This window comes from Brevundimonas sp. ALps5, assembly GCF_058681645.1.
The window spans coordinates 1,159,769-1,173,903 of record NZ_CM178744.1 but is presented as its reverse complement, the minus strand read 5'-3'; the positions used below and the strand labels follow the sequence as shown (position 1 = coordinate 1,173,903).

13 protein-coding genes are annotated in these 14,135 nt (G+C 67.9%); 5 read left to right on the top strand and 8 right to left on the bottom strand.

Annotated elements, in window-relative coordinates:
* The first annotated feature begins 118 nt into the window (after positions 1–118).
* From ACW172_RS05610 to ACW172_RS05600, 3 genes are all read left to right on the top strand, one after another.
* Entirely contained in the window at positions 119–1,114 is a 996-nt protein-coding gene (locus tag ACW172_RS05610; RefSeq protein ID WP_492034205.1) for an NAD-dependent epimerase/dehydratase family protein, read from the top strand.
* Positions 1,111–1,737 carry an SIS domain-containing protein gene (locus ACW172_RS05605; RefSeq protein ID WP_492034204.1) on the top strand — a complete coding sequence of 209 codons (627 nt, stop codon included), beginning with the start codon at positions 1,111–1,113 and terminating at the stop codon, positions 1,735–1,737. The genes ACW172_RS05610 and ACW172_RS05605 overlap by 4 nt, the downstream gene beginning before the upstream one ends.
* Positions 1,738–1,849: 112 nt before the next feature.
* On the top strand, positions 1,850–2,809 hold the full coding sequence (locus tag ACW172_RS05600; RefSeq protein ID WP_492034203.1) for a GHMP family kinase ATP-binding protein: 960 nt from the start codon (positions 1,850–1,852) through the stop codon (positions 2,807–2,809).
* Here ACW172_RS05600 and ACW172_RS05595 read toward each other — a convergent pair.
* From ACW172_RS05595 to rfbC, 5 genes are all read right to left on the bottom strand, one after another.
* Positions 2,791–3,525 (bottom strand): FkbM family methyltransferase, encoded by a 735-nt coding sequence (locus ACW172_RS05595; protein ID WP_492034202.1) that lies wholly within the window; start codon positions 3,523–3,525, stop codon positions 2,791–2,793. The genes ACW172_RS05600 and ACW172_RS05595 overlap by 19 nt on opposite strands.
* A 108-nt stretch (positions 3,526–3,633) precedes the next feature.
* The gene (rfbA, locus tag ACW172_RS05590) at positions 3,634–4,506 is read right to left on the bottom strand and encodes a glucose-1-phosphate thymidylyltransferase RfbA (RefSeq protein WP_492034201.1); all 873 of its coding nucleotides are present in this window, start codon (positions 4,504–4,506) and stop codon (positions 3,634–3,636) included.
* Positions 4,503–5,405, bottom strand: coding sequence for a dTDP-4-dehydrorhamnose reductase (gene rfbD, locus ACW172_RS05585; protein ID WP_492034200.1), 903 nt, complete (start codon positions 5,403–5,405; stop codon positions 4,503–4,505). Before rfbD ends, rfbA begins: the two co-directional genes overlap by 4 nt.
* A complete protein-coding gene (gene rfbB / locus ACW172_RS05580) occupies positions 5,398–6,453 on the bottom strand; it encodes a dTDP-glucose 4,6-dehydratase (protein WP_492034199.1) in 1,056 nt (351 codons plus the stop codon). The genes rfbD and rfbB overlap by 8 nt, the downstream gene beginning before the upstream one ends.
* An 11-nt stretch (positions 6,454–6,464) precedes the next feature.
* Positions 6,465–7,046 (bottom strand): dTDP-4-dehydrorhamnose 3,5-epimerase, encoded by a 582-nt coding sequence (rfbC, locus tag ACW172_RS05575; protein WP_492034198.1) that lies wholly within the window; start codon positions 7,044–7,046, stop codon positions 6,465–6,467.
* Between the two features lie 216 nt (positions 7,047–7,262).
* Here rfbC and ACW172_RS05570 point away from each other — a divergent pair, with 216 nt between their 5' ends.
* On the top strand, positions 7,263–9,050 hold the full coding sequence (locus ACW172_RS05570) for a glycosyltransferase (protein WP_492034197.1): 1,788 nt from the start codon (positions 7,263–7,265) through the stop codon (positions 9,048–9,050).
* On the opposite strand, the gene ACW172_RS05565 is transcribed toward ACW172_RS05570, so the two are convergent.
* From ACW172_RS05565 to ACW172_RS05555, 3 genes are read right to left on the bottom strand one after another with little or no spacing between them, the layout of a single operon-like run.
* Positions 9,047–10,360 (bottom strand): glycosyltransferase family 4 protein, encoded by a 1,314-nt coding sequence (locus ACW172_RS05565; RefSeq protein WP_492034196.1) that lies wholly within the window; start codon positions 10,358–10,360, stop codon positions 9,047–9,049. The two genes, ACW172_RS05570 and ACW172_RS05565, sit on opposite strands and share 4 nt — an antisense overlap.
* Positions 10,357–11,007, bottom strand: a complete 651-nt coding sequence (locus ACW172_RS05560; protein WP_492034195.1) for a hypothetical protein — start codon at positions 11,005–11,007, stop codon at positions 10,357–10,359. Before ACW172_RS05560 ends, ACW172_RS05565 begins: the two co-directional genes overlap by 4 nt.
* Complete coding sequence (locus ACW172_RS05555; RefSeq protein ID WP_492034194.1) at positions 11,007–12,167, bottom strand: polysaccharide biosynthesis/export family protein; 1,161 nt, start codon at positions 12,165–12,167, stop codon at positions 11,007–11,009. Before ACW172_RS05555 ends, ACW172_RS05560 begins: the two co-directional genes overlap by 1 nt.
* A gap of 191 nt (positions 12,168–12,358) precedes the next feature.
* Here ACW172_RS05555 and ACW172_RS05550 point away from each other — a divergent pair, with 191 nt between their 5' ends.
* Positions 12,359–14,110 carry a gamma-glutamyltransferase family protein gene (locus ACW172_RS05550; RefSeq protein ID WP_492034193.1) on the top strand — a complete coding sequence of 584 codons (1,752 nt, stop codon included), beginning with the start codon at positions 12,359–12,361 and terminating at the stop codon, positions 14,108–14,110.
* Positions 14,111–14,135 lie beyond the last annotated feature (25 nt).

Sequence of the window (14,135 nt, the reverse complement as noted above, 5' to 3'; positions counted from 1 at the left end):
CGGGATCGGGCCCTGTTTCGCACCGATCGATTTCGCGTTTCGCGCATGTCCGGAACGGGATCCGGGCGCTCGATTTGTGGGCTAGGCGCTCCAGATATTGTGCCCTAAAGACGCGCCAATGCGCAGTCCTGTTCATCTCATTACTGGCGGCGCCGGCTTTATCGGAAGTAATCTGGCGCGGACGCTCATCGCCCAGGGCAAGCCCGTCTGGCTGGTGGATGATCTGTCCCGCGGATCGATCGGATTCATCGAGGATATGCTGGACGATCCGCTGGTCCAGTTCAGCCAACTGGATTGCGCCGACGGGCGCGCGGTCGCCGCCGCGGCGACGTCCGTGGGGGCGCAGGTCAGCGACATCTGGCACATGGCCGCGAATTCGGACATCCCGGCCGGTGTCGAAGATCCGGCGATCGATCTGAACCGCACCTTCCTGACCACCGTCGGCGCGCTTGAGACGGCCCGTATTCTGAAGTCCGGGGTTTTCCATTTCGCCTCGAGTTCCGCCATCTACGGCGACTTCGGCGACGATGCGATCGCGGAGGACTCAGGCCCTCTTCAGCCGGTCTCCAACTACGGCGCGATGAAACTGGCGTCGGAGGCCCAGATCAGCGCCGCCGTGGAAGCCTTTCTGCCGCGTTCCGAGGTCTTCCGCTTCCCCAATGTGATCGGCTTTCCGTCCACCCACGGCGTCATTCATGACTTCGTGCGAAAACTGGCCGCGACGCCGGACGAGCTCCAGGTTCTCGGCGACGGCAACCAGAGAAAGCCCTATCTGCACGTTTCGGACCTGGTGGGGGCGATGCTGCACATCGGGCGGATCGAAGGCCGCCGGGTCCTGTTCAACATCGGCCCGACGGACGACGGCGTCACGGTTCGCCATATCGCCGAAACGGTTCGCGATCATGTCGCTCCCGCGGCGCGGATTGTTTTCGGCGCGTCCGACAGGGGATGGGTCGGAGACGTGCCGCGGTTCCGCTATTCCACCGAACGTCTTGCGGCGACGGGCTGGCGACCCCTGCTTTCCTCGTCCGACGCGATCGCCCGGGCCGTGGTTGAGATCGCAGGCCAGAGCGCGGACAGCGGCGCATCCCTTGTTTCATCAGTTGAGTCATGACCTTCTTTCCCGATCACCGCTTTGACGACGCGGCCTCGTTTCTTGACGCCTACGCCGAACGGGTAGGGCGGGCGCATGCCAGTGTGGATCGCGGCGCGATCCGCGCCGCCGCCGGGCTTCTCGGCGAAGCGGTGGCGCGGGGCAGCATGCTCTACTCCTGCGGAAACGGCGGCTCGGCGGCCATCGCCAACCATCTGGTCTGCGACTGCCTCAAGGGCGCCGCGAACGGCAGTACGATCCGGCCGAGGGTCTACAGCCTCTCGTCGGCCAGCGAGCTGATGTCGGCGATCGTCAACGACATCGGTGTCGAGGAGGTGTTCGCCCTGCCGCTCCGGTCTCTGGGCCTGGCGGACGATGTTCTGATCGCGATCAGTTCCTCCGGAGCGTCAGCCAACATCGTTCGCGCCCTGGAGGTCGCCGCCGAGCGGGGGATGCGGACCATCGCCATGACGGGCTTCGACGGGGGCGCCGCGCGACGGCTCGCCGATGTCTGCCTGCATGTCGAGGCCGACAACTACGGGGTGGTCGAGGACGTCCATCAGTCGCTGATGCACGTCCTTGCCCAGTACCTGAGGCAGACGGCGCTGCGCGATCCCGCCGATTTCGGCAAGGTCCGCTTCTGAGGCCTGTCGACCCGCGCGTCATGAACCCGAAGGCGGCGCTCAGCGGGGGGCTTCCCGCCGCTATGCGGTGTGCTAGGTCCGAGCGATGATTATCAGCCAGACACCTTTGCGGATGAGCTTTGTGGGCGGCGGAAGCGATCTGCCGGAGTTTTACCGTCAGTACGGCGGGGCGGTCCTCAGCACCGCGATCGACCGCTACGTCTATGTTTCGGTGAACCGGAAATTCGACGGTGGCATCCGCCTTGCCTATTCCCGGACGGAAGAGGTCGAACGCCTCGACCAGATCGAGCACAGGCTGTTCCGGGCCGTGTTCGAGATGCTTGGCGTCGACGGAGGCGTGGAGGTCACGACGACGGCCGACATTCCGTCGCGGGGCACCGGTTTGGGGTCATCGAGCACCTTCACGGTCGGCCTGCTGCAGGCCGCTTCCGCCTATCTCGGGCGCTATGTCTCGTCCGAGGCCCTGGCGCGGATGGCTTGTGAGGTCGAGCTTGAGCGGTGTGGCGAGCCGATCGGCAAGCAGGACCAGTACGCGGCGGCCTTCGGAGGGCTGAATCTCATCGAGTTTCAGCCCGACGACTCGGTCAAGGTGTCGCCGGTGATCATGCCGCCGTCGACCCGTCAAAAGCTGGAGGACGAACTTCTCGTCTTCTACACCGGCGGCGGACGGAGCGCGTCAGAGATCCTGAAGGTTCAGCGCGACGCCATGCGCGAGGAGCAGGGCGCGCAGGACGCCCTGAAGCGAATGGTCGAACTGGCCTTCCATCTGAGAGACGAACTGGCGGCCGGAAACCTCGACAGCTTTGGCGAAATCCTGCGCGAGAACTGGGCGCTGAAGAAGTCTCTGGCGGCGGGGATTTCCAATCCCGCGATCGAGGGCTGGCACGACGCGGCGATCTCGGCCGGCGCTTCGGGCGGCAAGCTGCTGGGCGCGGGGGCGGGAGGGTTCCTGATGTTCCACGCCCCACTGGACCGTCACGAGGCGATCGAGAGGGCCGTGGGACTGCGTCGCGTGCGTATGCGGTTCGAACCACTGGGCTCGCGGATCATCCTCTACAACCCGACGGAATAGCTCCCGGTGGAGGCGCACCTGTCCAGAACGCCCAGAACCTCCGCCTCGTCAGGCAGGATCGATCGGGCCGACGATGACTGGTCCCTGTGGAACGCCACGACGTTCGAAAGCTCGGCCGTCGGCGACACTTGAGAGAGCAGACCGCACACCTCGTAGTTCATCTCGGACAGCAGGGCTTCGGTCGCCTGGGTGTTGTTCTCGAACACGATGACCGGCCTGAACCGCTCGATCGTGTCATGCAGCCCCTGCATCGCCTCAAGTTCGTGGCGTTCGACATCGATCTTCATGAATGAGATCGGCCGGTCCGTCGCCTCGACCAGGATGTCGATCGGAATCTGGAGCACCGTCAGAATCTTGATCGGGATATCGCCCATGAAGTCGCGGGCGTCGACGAGAGAGCCGATCTGATTGTGGTCCAGCGGCAGGTAGAAGCGCTCTACCGATAGCCGATCGCCGACGGCGTAGGGCCAAAGCCGGACATTCTCCCGTTCCATGAGGTGCGGCCACAGCTCGGGATTGGGTTCAAAGGCGTGGACCATGCCCGTCGGACCGACACGTTCGGCGAAATCGTCCGTGTGAAAGCCCGCGTTGGCGCCGAGGTCGAAAACGGAATCGCCGGGTCGGATGACATGCGACGCCACGCAGCGTGTCAGGAGCTCGTTGAGAACATGCCGGCCCTGATCGTCCAACCCGGCGATCTCGGATCGGATATCCACCAGCCGTCTCGTCGTGGACGGCCGCGGAAGGAAGCTGCGGATAATGCCCTCTAGCATTCGCGGCGGCGCCGGACGGGGCGGCGGGCCGCGGCGAGCGCGGAGGGAAGACTACCGGCTGCTGGCCAGACGGCGGCGCAGGTAGACGCCATAGCTCGACTTGCCGAGGGCGTCGGCGAGAGCTTCGAGCTTGCCTGCGTCGATGAAACCCTTCTCGAAGGCGATTTCCTCGGGGCAGGCCATCTTGAAACCCTGACGCTTTTCGAGAACGCGCACGAACTCGGCGGCCTCGATAAGGCTGTCAGGCGTACCTGTATCAAGCCATGCATAGCCCCGCCCCAGGATTTCCACCGACAGCCTGTTCCGCTCCATGTAGATGCGGTTCACGTCGGTAATCTCGAGTTCCCCACGCGGCGACGGCTTCAGATCGCGAGCGATCTGGATGACCTCGCTGTCGTAGAAGTACAGGCCAGTAACCGCCCAGTTCGACTTCGGTTCCGCCGGCTTCTCCTCGATGGACAGCGCCCGCATCCGGTCGTCGAATTCGACGACGCCGTACCGCTCCGGGTCATTGACGTGATAGGCGAAGACCGTGGCGCCGGTCGGCCGGCTCATCGCGCTGGTGAACAGGTCGGTGATGCCGTGGCCGTAGAAGATATTGTCGCCCAGGATCAGGGCCGAAGGGCTGTCGCCGACGAAGTCCGCGCCGATGATATAGGCCTGGGCCAGACCGTCGGGGCTGGGCTGGACGGCGTACTGGATCTCCATCCCCCACTGCGACCCGTCGCCCAGCAGGGCCTGGAAACTGGGAATGTCGCGTGGGGTGGAGATGATCAGCACCTCGCGGATGCCGGCCAGCATCAGGGTCGACAGCGGATAGTAGATCATCGGCTTGTCGTAGACCGGCATCAGCTGCTTGGACGTGACCAGGGTCATAGGGTGCAGCCGGGTGCCGGAGCCGCCGGCGAGGATGATGCCCTTCATGACGGGGACCTTTCGGGAGCCAGTTCGGTGATGATCTCGGCGACGGCCGCCTGCCAGGGCCGGGGCTGAACGCCGTAGTCCGCCGTCAGTTTCGCCGTCGACAGACGCGAGTTGGCGGGGCGCCGGGCGGGTGTCGGATAGTCGGCGGTGGTGATCGCCTCGACCGTGGCGGACGGGCCGCCGCGCGCTGCGCTGAGGGCGAAGACCTCCGTGGCCAGTCCGGCCCAGGTCGTTTCTCCGGCGTTGACGAACTGATAGACGCCGGTCGGCGCCTCGGGGTCTGTGATCATCCCGAGGGCGATGGTCTTCAGCGTCGCGGCGATGTCGCGCGCCGAGGTCGGGCAGCCGGTCTGGTCGCCGACGACCCGCAAGGCCGGACGGTCGGCGGCGAGCCGCAGCATGGTCTTGAGGAAGTTGGCCCGGTGGACGCTGAGCACCCAGGCGGTGCGCAGGATGACCGAGCGCGGATTCCCCGACTGAACGGCCAGCTCGCCCGCCAGCTTGGAAGCGCCGTAGACGCCAAGCGGTCCGACGGGGTCAGCCTCGACATAGACGCCCTGCTTCGAACCGTCGAAGACATAGTCGGTCGAGACCTGGATCAGGGGCACGCCCGCCGCCCGGGTGACCTCGGCGAGGATCGCCGGCCCCATGGCGTTGGCGGCGAAGGCGGCGGCGACCTCGGTCTCGGCCTTGTCCACAGCGGTATAGGCGCCGGAGTTGATCACGGCGGCGAAGGGCGTCGCGGCGAATGCGGCGCGCACCGAGGCGATGTCGCCCAGATCCAGCTGGTCGCGGGTCGGGGCGTGCAGCACGACGTCGGCGGGCCAGTCCGCGGCCTGAAGCTCCAGCCCGACCTGTCCGGCGCCGCCGGTGATCAGGATGTGAAGGGGATCAGCCATTGGAGACGCCCAGCCGCTGGGTGGAATAGCGGGCGCCGAGGATGTCCTGCCACCAGCTCTGGTTCTCCAGATACCAGACGACCGTCTGTTCGATGCCCTGTTCGAAGGTCACCGAAGGGGTCCAGCCGAGGTCGGCGCGGATCTTGGACGCATCGATGGCGTAGCGGTGGTCGTGGCCCGGACGGTCGGTCACATAGGTGATCTGGTCGGCATATTTGCCTTCGGCCTTCGGGCGCAGACGGTCCAGGATCGAACAGATGGCCGTGACCACCTCGATGTTCTTGCGCTCGGCGTTGCCGCCGACATTGTAGGTCTCTCCGGGCGTGCCCTTTTCGAACACCGCCTGCAGGGCGCGGGCGTGATCGTCGACGAACAGCCAGTCGCGCACGTTCGACCCGTCGCCATAGACCGGCAGGGGCTCGCCGTTCAGGGCGCGGATGATGATCAGGGGGATCAGCTTCTCGGGGAAGTGATAGGGGCCGTAGTTGTTGGAGCAGTTGGTCACCAGCACCGGCAGGCCGTAGGTGTGACCCCAGGCGCGGACCAGATGGTCAGACCCGGCCTTGGACGCCGAATAGGGCGAGCGCGGATCATAGGGGGTGGTCTCGGTGAAGAAGCCGTCCTCGCCCAGCGAGCCGAAGACCTCGTCGGTCGAGATATGGTGGAAGCGGAAGGCCGCCTTCTCCGCCTCGGGCAGGCCGCGCCAATAGCCCAGGGTCTGGTTCAGCATGACGAAGGTGCCGACCAGGTTGGTCTGGACGAAGGCGCCGGGACCGTCGATCGAGCGGTCGACGTGGCTCTCCGCCGCCAGGTGGGCGACCACCTCGGGCTTGAAGTCGGCCAGCGCCTTCGCCACCGCCTCGGGATCGCAGATGTCGGCCTGAACGAAGCCGTAGCGATTGCTGCCGGCGACCGGCTCCAGCGAGCTGAGCACCCCGGCATAGGTCAGTTTGTCGAAGACCAGAACCTCGTGGTCGGTGTGTTCGATCAGGCGGCGGACGAGGGCCGAGCCGATGAAACCGGCGCCGCCGGTGACCAGAATGCGCATGTCGATCTTCCTTAGAGCGCGGGCAGGGGCTCAAGCGGACGGCCGTCGTACTCGAACGGGCTGTCGAACTCGGCCAGGGTCGGCAGCACCTTGTCCTTCTCGGAAAGGACCGGACCCGAGGCGGGCAGAGGCCAGTCGATGCCGATGGTCGGGCAGGACCACAGGACGCCGCCGTCGCAGTCGGGGGCATAGACGTCCGTCACCTTGTAGGCGACCTCGACGTTCGGCTCGAGGGTGACGAAGGCGTGGCCATAGCCGACCGGCACATAGAGCTGTTCCCCGCCTTCGGCGGTCAGCTTGGCCGCGACATGCTGTCCATAGGTCGGCGATCCACGCCGCAGATCGACGGCGTAGTCCATGATCGAGCCGCGAACACAACGCACCAGCTTGCCCTGGCCGTGGGGAGCCTTCTGGTAGTGGATGCCGCGGATGGTGCCCTCGAAAGCCGAAAACGACTGGTTGTCCTGGACAAAGACTTCGGCGATGCCGGCCGCCGCCGCCGCGCCGACGGAATAGGTCTCCATGAACCAGCCGCGATCATCGCCAAAACGACGGGGCTTGAGCAGGACAGGTATGGTGGTCGTCTGGATCATGGTTTCCGTCATAGTAGATGGGGGCGGCATGGCAACCTCGCCCATTTCGATCTCGTAGCCTTGCCTTGTCGGCCTTGCTACCCCGGGTATATGCGAAGTGGCCTTTCGGCGAGGGCAAAGCGGTTCAGAGGGATTTGCGTGGGCCGCGAATGGCTTGAGAGAGTTAGGGCCGGCTGGGCCGCCATGGTGGCGCGGCGCCGGGAACGCCTGCGCCGAGTGGCGGGCGTCGCCCGGGCGGATGACGCGCGCCGCGGGTCGGACTGGACGACGGCCGTCGAAGGCTACCGGTCCTATCTGCTGCGACGCCCCCGCGATATCGGCGTGGGGATCAGGCTGGCCCGCACGCTTCATGCCGCCGGCCGGCTCGACGAGGCCGAGGTTCTGATCGTCGCGCTTCAGCGCGCGCGCCCCGACAAGGCCGAGCTGGCCGAGCTCGCCGCGAGCGTTCGTGCGGCCAGAACCGCTTCGGTTCCCGTCGCCGAATATGAGGCTTTCCGGCGCGCCCTCACCCTGCCGGAGCTCCCGCCGACCGCCCCCCCGACCGCCCTGCCGCCGGGACGCGTGACGGCTCTGATTGACGCCCGGGACGCCTCCGCCTCGCGGATCGAGCTCACCCGCGCCAGCCTGCGGCGGTCGGAGGTTTCCGTCGATGCCGTGGTGGTGTGGTCAGGCGATCAGCCGCCGCCCCTGGAGGCCCAGCCCGTGCTCTTGCTCGACGCGGGTGTGACGCTCGACCCGAGGGGACTCGGTTGGCTTTTGCATGCGGCTCAGGCGACCGGCGCCGCCGCCGCCTATGGCGATGACGATCAGGCTGTCGGCGAAGGGGAGGCGACGATCCGGCTCCGGCCCGCCTTCCGCTCGGCCTTCCACCCCCTCGACCTCGCGACCGCCCCATCGGCTCCGGCCGCGATCCTGTTCCGCTCGGGGGAGCTGGGCGGCTTCGCCACGACCCGCGACAGACGCGTCCTTCTCGCCGAGGCCGCCGGTTCCGGAACCGTCGCCCATGTCCCCCTTGTGCTGGCGACGACGCATGACGCGGCGGGATCGCCTGCGGATGTCCCGACGATGGGCCGAGACGGTCCGGGCGAGACGACGATCCTGGCGATCATCCCGACGCGGGACGAGGGCGCCGTTCTGGAGAAGATGATCGCGAGCCTGCGCTCCAGGGCGAGCCGGCCTGACCGGCTCGACATCCTCGTCGTCGACAACGGCAGCCGTGATCCGGACACCCTCGCCCTGCTGGCGCGCCTCGGGGATGAGGGGCGAATCCGTGTCCTGACCATCGACGAGCCCTTCAACTGGTCGCGTCTGAACAATCTCGCTGCGGCCGGGGCGGGGGCGGAGGCCGAAATCCTGCTGTTCGCCAACAACGACATGCAGATGCTCACCGAGGGTTGGGACGACCGTCTGCGCCAGAGTCTGCTTCTGCCGGGCGTCGGGGTGGTCGGGGCCCGGCTCGTCTATCCGAACGGCAGGATCCAGCACGCCGGGATGGCGCTCGGCGCGCTGGACGGCAGGCCGGTGCACGAAGGCCTGGGCGCATCGCCCGACGACGGCGGCCCGCTCGACCGCTGGCGCAGAAACCGGCCGGCCGCGGCGGTGACGGGGGCCTTCATGGGGGTGCGTCGCGAGGTTTTCGAACAGGTCGGCGGCTTCAACGCCGTGGAGTTCGCCGTGGGCTGCAACGACATCGACTTCTGTCTGCGCGTCCGCGAGCAGGGCTGGTCGGTGCTCTATGCGGCCGATCTCGAGCTGGTCCATCTGGAATCGCACAGCCGAGGCCACGACGACGGCGAGGCGCGGATGCGGCGGGCGCGGGGCGAGCTTGAAGCCCTGTTTCGCATTTGGGGCGATGAGGCCGGACGCGACCCGGGCCGCAACCCGCATTGGGTCAATCACGAGACCCTGCTCTACTACGGCCTGCGTCAGCCGGATCGCGAGGCGGTCGAGGCCTGGATCGTCCGCAGCACGGATCTCTGGCGCGTCCGGCGGCGCGAGGGCTAGCCGGCCGAAAGCCCAAGGCCGCGGTAGAGGCTCGCCAGGCGCCCGGCATAGGCCGCCGGAGAGAAGCGGGCGGCGCGCGCCCTGCCCCGAACCGAAAGATCGGCCCGCAGGTCGGCATCGGCGTCGAGAAGCCTGAGCCCTCGCGCCATGTCCTCGATGTCATAGGGATCGACCAGCACCGCGGCATGCTCCGCGATCTCCGGCAGGGAGCCGGCGTTTGACGCCATCACGGGCGTGCCCAGCATCATTGATTCCAGGACCGGCAGGCCGAACCCTTCGTACAGCGACGGAAACAGGGTCGCCCGGGCACCGCGCACCAGGTCCAGGAGGATCGCCCGGGGCATGTAGTCGTATTTCCGCAACCGGCCGCCGGCCCCCAGGCCGCCGGCGATCAACTCGGTGAGGAAGCCGCTCTCCTCCTCGTCCATCCAGGCCTTGCCGCCGATGACGATCAGCGGGGTGTCGACGCCGCTGCGCAGCCAGGCCTCGACCAGCCGGCCCAGGTTCTTCTTGGGTTCGATCGCGCCGAAGTGGACGAAATAGCCCTTCCACGGCAGGGCGAAGGCGCGCTCGATCTCGGCGGCGACCTCGGCTTCCGGACGGCCGGTGACCGAGGCGGGCAGGTCGGCGGACTGCCAGGTGGTCGTGACGCGGCTCTCGTCGGCGCCCAGCATCTCGATGACGTCGCGGCGCGTGGTCTCGGAGACGGTCACGACATGGTCCGCGTCCCGCACGATCCGGCGGCACAGGTCCAGGAACCGGCGTTTGTCGTCCAGGGTGGTGTGCGGAAGCTTCAGGGGGATGAGGTCGTGGATGGTATAGATGTTCGGTATCGCCCGGACCTTCACCGGCGTGGGCCAGGTCCAGTGCATGACGTCCGGAACCCCGGGGGCCGCTTCGAAACGCAAGGGCGTGACCACACGATCGTTGGCGAAGGCCCGATTGGCGATCCGGTAGAGGTCCTGCGACAGCCAGAAGCCTTCCGCTTCGGGCGCCGTCCCATGGTCAGGCCAGAGCACGTGACCGCTGGGCGCCACGAACCGGGCGGACCGGCCGAAGCGCGCCAGCGCCGCCTGGACGCGGCGGTTCGGCCTCGGTGCGGCCATCGCCGCCATCCGTCGCCAGCGGGCGTCCCCGACCATGACCTCGCGCAGCAGCCGATCCTCGGGGACCGGCGACGGGGGCGCATGCAGAATCTGGCGCTCGAACCCGATGGCGTGCAGGCCGTCCAGCAAGGTTCGGGCATAGGTCGCGATGCCCGAACCCCGGGGAAGCGCGAGATTGTGCCCGTCGACGCAGACGGTGGTCATGCCTTGCCTCCTGATTTCATCTTTCGGGCCGGGCGGGATTTGCCGGTTTTCTTCGACGGCGCCCGCGCGGGCGGAAGATGGGCCGCCGGTTCTTCAGGCGGGAAATAGAGCCTCAACGGCTCCCGCCGGTCGGCGATCGGCACGATCCGGGCGACCTGGAATTCAGCCCAGGCGACCGCCAGCTTGACCGCGGCCTCGACCCCGCCGGCTCCCGGTTGGTCGGCCCTGGCCAGACAGGCGGCGCCCTGTTCGAGAATCTCGGCGGCCTGGCGAACCATTTCCTCGTCGGGCCGCGCCTCGCGGACCAGCTGTGGAAGGGTCGCGTAGCGCCATCCCTCGCCGGCGGGGGCCTCCAGAACCATGGCCCAGCGCTCCGCCGGCGTCATGCGGCTGGACAGGAAGGCCCATTCCAGCCGGTGTGGATCCCATCGATAGAAGCCGGACCGGTGCGGAAGTCCCAGCGCCTTCAGGACGCCGACGGCCTCCTCAAGCATCATGGCCAGGGCGCGACGCGCGATCTGTTCCGCCGAGCCTTCGGCCGCGGAGGTCTCGGCTTCGTCCGGAAGCGGATCGGAGCCTCCCGAAACGCGACGGCCGAGTCGCTGGAGAATCGTCCTGAAACCGAAGGGCTCCGATCTGGCCGCCATCAGTTTGTGGTCAGGGTGCTCGTGACGCTGACGTCGTAGATGATGCCGGTGATGCTGCGCACGAATTCGAAGAAGGTCTTCATCTCGGTCACGCTCGAGCGCGGCACGAAGATTACGTCGTCCGGGCGGATCTCGAAACCGTTGGCGATGAAGAAGCCGGTCGGCGACGACAGGTCCAGGCGATAGATGACCGGCACGCCCTTGGGCGTCGGGGGCAGGGTCACGCCGACCAGGCGGGCGGCCTCGGGGCGCTCGAAACGGAAGACCAGGACGGATCGGGCGTTGGCCGTGGTGGCGTCGAGCCCGCCGAGCTGACCCAGGGCCCCGGTCAGGGTCAGGGTGCCGCTGGGCATCTCCAGCTGGCTGACCCGGCCCAGGGCGCCGAAGCTGCTGTAGCGGCGCGGGGCGTAGACCAGATTGACCTGGTCGCCACGCTTCAGTCGGACGTTCTGGTCGAATTCGGACAGAACCTTGCGAAGCGGAGCCTCATAGGTGGTCCCGGCGCGGTTCACCGTCACCCGGATGTCGTCGATATTCCGGTTCGGGCCGCCGGCCGCGGCGATGGCGTCGAGCAGGTTTTCCGCGCCCGGCCGGACGGACGCCCGACCCGGGTTGCGAACCTCGCCCAGAACCACGATGCCGTTGGCCGGGCTGCTGGCGACGGCGACGAGAACCTGGGGATTGGCGACGCGGCCGCGCAGGCTCCTGCGAATCGCCTCGGAGGCTTCGCGGGTGGTCATGCCGGCGACGTTCACCGTGCCGCCGAACGGGATCACGATGGTCCCGTCCCGGTCCACCATCAGCGCCGGCAGGGTCTGATTGCCGGCCTGGACCGAGGCCGTGGTCGCCGAAGGGATCGCCGCGCGGGACGAGAACAGCCCGCCGCTGGGGTCGAAGATGGAAACCTGGAGTTCGTCGCCGATGTTGATTGTGTCGGCGGTGGTGCTGTTCGCCAGGGCCGCCAGACTGGAGTCCTCGACCTTGGGCGCCTGCAGCAGCTGCTGACTGACGGCATAGTTCAGATCGACCAGGGAATAGGTGAGGCCGGAGGTTTCGACTCCGTCCTGCCGGGTGATCGACCGCCCCGACGGGCCGTCGGCCGGCAGACCGGCGCAGGCGCCGAGAGAGGCGAGGAGGGCGAGGGTCGCGATACGGCGCATACGGGCAGGATCCGGCATCATGGAGTTGAGTGTGATTAAGCAGTTTTGCCGAAGCACGCCACGGCAATGTGCGGAAGCAGGTTCGGGGCGGGGCGCCAAATCGTCCGATATCGCAATCCTCTATTGGCGCGGCGGCGCGGGAGGACTAGGCCGGAAGCCTGCCAGTTTCCTCAACGGTCGCAAGGACACCGATGCGTTTTGATCGTCTGTGCGTCGCCGCGCTGCTCTTGCCGTTTCTGACTTCCGCCTGCCTCGGCGTCGCGCCCGGCGCGCGGTCCCCGGCTCCTGCGGTTTCCACAGCCGAGGCCGCCCCGCCCGCCCGCGGTCCCTTCGTCGCCGCCGCCAATCCCCTGGCGGTGCAAGCCGGGCTGGATGTGCTCAAGCGCGGCGGTTCGGCCGTCGATGCGGCGGTCGCGGTCCAGGCGGTCCTGGGTCTGGTCGAGCCCCAGTCCTCCGGCCTCGGCGGCGGCTCCTTCATGATGGTCTATGACGCCGCGACGCATTCCGTCACCGCCTATGACGGGCGGGAGACCGCCCCGGCCGCGGCCACGCCCGAACTCTTCTATGAGGACGGCAAGCCCCTGCCGTTCCAGCAGGCGGTGCTCAGCGGCCGTTCGACCGGCGTGCCCGGCGCCGTGGCCATGCTGGGAATGGCCCAGAAGGAGCACGGCAAGCTGGCCTGGAGCGAGCTGTTCGGCGACGCCGAGCGTCTGGCCCGCGACGGCTTCGTGGTCAGCCCGCGTCTGGCCGGGATGATCGCCGCCCCCGCCAATATGGGCCAGGGCCGCACCCGCTGGGCCGACGCCTATTTCACCAAGCCGGACGGGACCCGCTATGTGGCCGGCGACGTCCTGAAGAACCCCGCCTATGCCGAGACGGTCGCGACCCTGGCGCGCGAAGGCGCCGGAGCCCTGTATTCGGGCCCGATCGCCGAGGCCATCGTCGCCGCGACGCATGAGGCGCCGCGCCCCGGCGCCCTGACGATATCCGACATGGCCGCCTACAAGCCTATTGAGCGCGGCGCCCTGTGCCGACCGTTCCGCGTCTATCAGATCTGCGTGCCGCCGCCGCCGTCCAGCGGCGTGGCCCTGCTGCAGTTTCTGGCCATGTCGGAATATTCGCCGGACCTGGCCTGGGGACCCGAAAACCCCATCTCCTGGGTCGCCTTCGCCCAGCTGCAGCGGCTGATGTACGCCGACCGCGACCGCTACGTCGGCGACCCGGCCTTCGTCGGGGTTCCGGTCGAGGGGCTGCTGGACGAGGACTATGTGGCGGAGCGCGCGGCTCTGGCCCCCAATCTGACCGGCGCCGCGCCGGCGGGCACGCCTCCCGGCGGGGTCTTCCGCGGCGGCGACGCCACGCGCGAGCCCGGTGGCACCAGCCACATGGTCATCATCGACGCCGAGGGGAATGCAGTCAGCATGACCACCACGGTCGAGAGCATCTTCGGTTCGGGCCGGATGGTCGACGGCTTCTTCCTCAACAACCAGCTGACCGACTTCTCCTTCGTCCCGACCCGTCCGGACGGCGGGGAGGCGGCCAATGCGGTGGCGGCGGGCAAGCGGCCGCGTTCGTCGATGTCGCCGGTGATCATCCTGGATCAGCAGGGCAATCTGGTCGGGGCCATGGGCTCGCCCGGCGGGTCGTCGATCCTGGCCTATAACGCCAAGGGGCTGATCGGGACCCTGGTCTGGAACCTGCCGGTCCAGGGAGCCTTCAACCTGCCCAATCTGGTGGCCAAGGGCGACGGCTTCGGCGCGGACACCGAACGGTTCAGCCCGGCGCTGCGCGAGGGCATGGACGAGGCCGGCATCCACATTCAGCCCAATGCGTCGGAGAACTCCGGCCTGCACGGCGCCCTGTGGCGGCGCGCCGCCGACGGGACCTGGGGCTGGGACGGCGGGGCCGACGACCGGCGCGAGGGCCAGGCCAGAACCCACTGAGGCCAGAACCCACTGAGGCCAGAAC

Bases quoted from the DNA above. Each gene is read 5' to 3' on its own strand.
- ACW172_RS05605 (WP_492034204.1), top strand. From the start codon at position 1,111: ATGACCTTCTTTCCCGATCACCGCTTTGACGACGCGGCCTCGTTTCTT.
- ACW172_RS05565 (WP_492034196.1), bottom strand. From the start codon at position 10,360: ATGACCACCGTCTGCGTCGACGGGCACAATCTCGCGCTTCCCCGGGGT.
- rfbB (WP_492034199.1), bottom strand. From the start codon at position 6,453: ATGCGCATTCTGGTCACCGGCGGCGCCGGTTTCATCGGCTCGGCCCTC.
- ACW172_RS05550 (WP_492034193.1), top strand. From the start codon at position 12,359: ATGCGTTTTGATCGTCTGTGCGTCGCCGCGCTGCTCTTGCCGTTTCTG.
- rfbA (WP_492034201.1), bottom strand. From the start codon at position 4,506: ATGAAGGGCATCATCCTCGCCGGCGGCTCCGGCACCCGGCTGCACCCT.
- ACW172_RS05560 (WP_492034195.1), bottom strand. From the start codon at position 11,007: ATGGCGGCCAGATCGGAGCCCTTCGGTTTCAGGACGATTCTCCAGCGA.
- ACW172_RS05555 (WP_492034194.1), bottom strand. From the start codon at position 12,167: ATGCGCCGTATCGCGACCCTCGCCCTCCTCGCCTCTCTCGGCGCCTGC.
- ACW172_RS05610 (WP_492034205.1), top strand. From the start codon at position 119: ATGCGCAGTCCTGTTCATCTCATTACTGGCGGCGCCGGCTTTATCGGA.
- rfbD (WP_492034200.1), bottom strand. From the start codon at position 5,405: ATGGCTGATCCCCTTCACATCCTGATCACCGGCGGCGCCGGACAGGTC.
- rfbC (WP_492034198.1), bottom strand. From the start codon at position 7,046: ATGATCCAGACGACCACCATACCTGTCCTGCTCAAGCCCCGTCGTTTT.
- ACW172_RS05600 (WP_492034203.1), top strand. From the start codon at position 1,850: ATGAGCTTTGTGGGCGGCGGAAGCGATCTGCCGGAGTTTTACCGTCAG.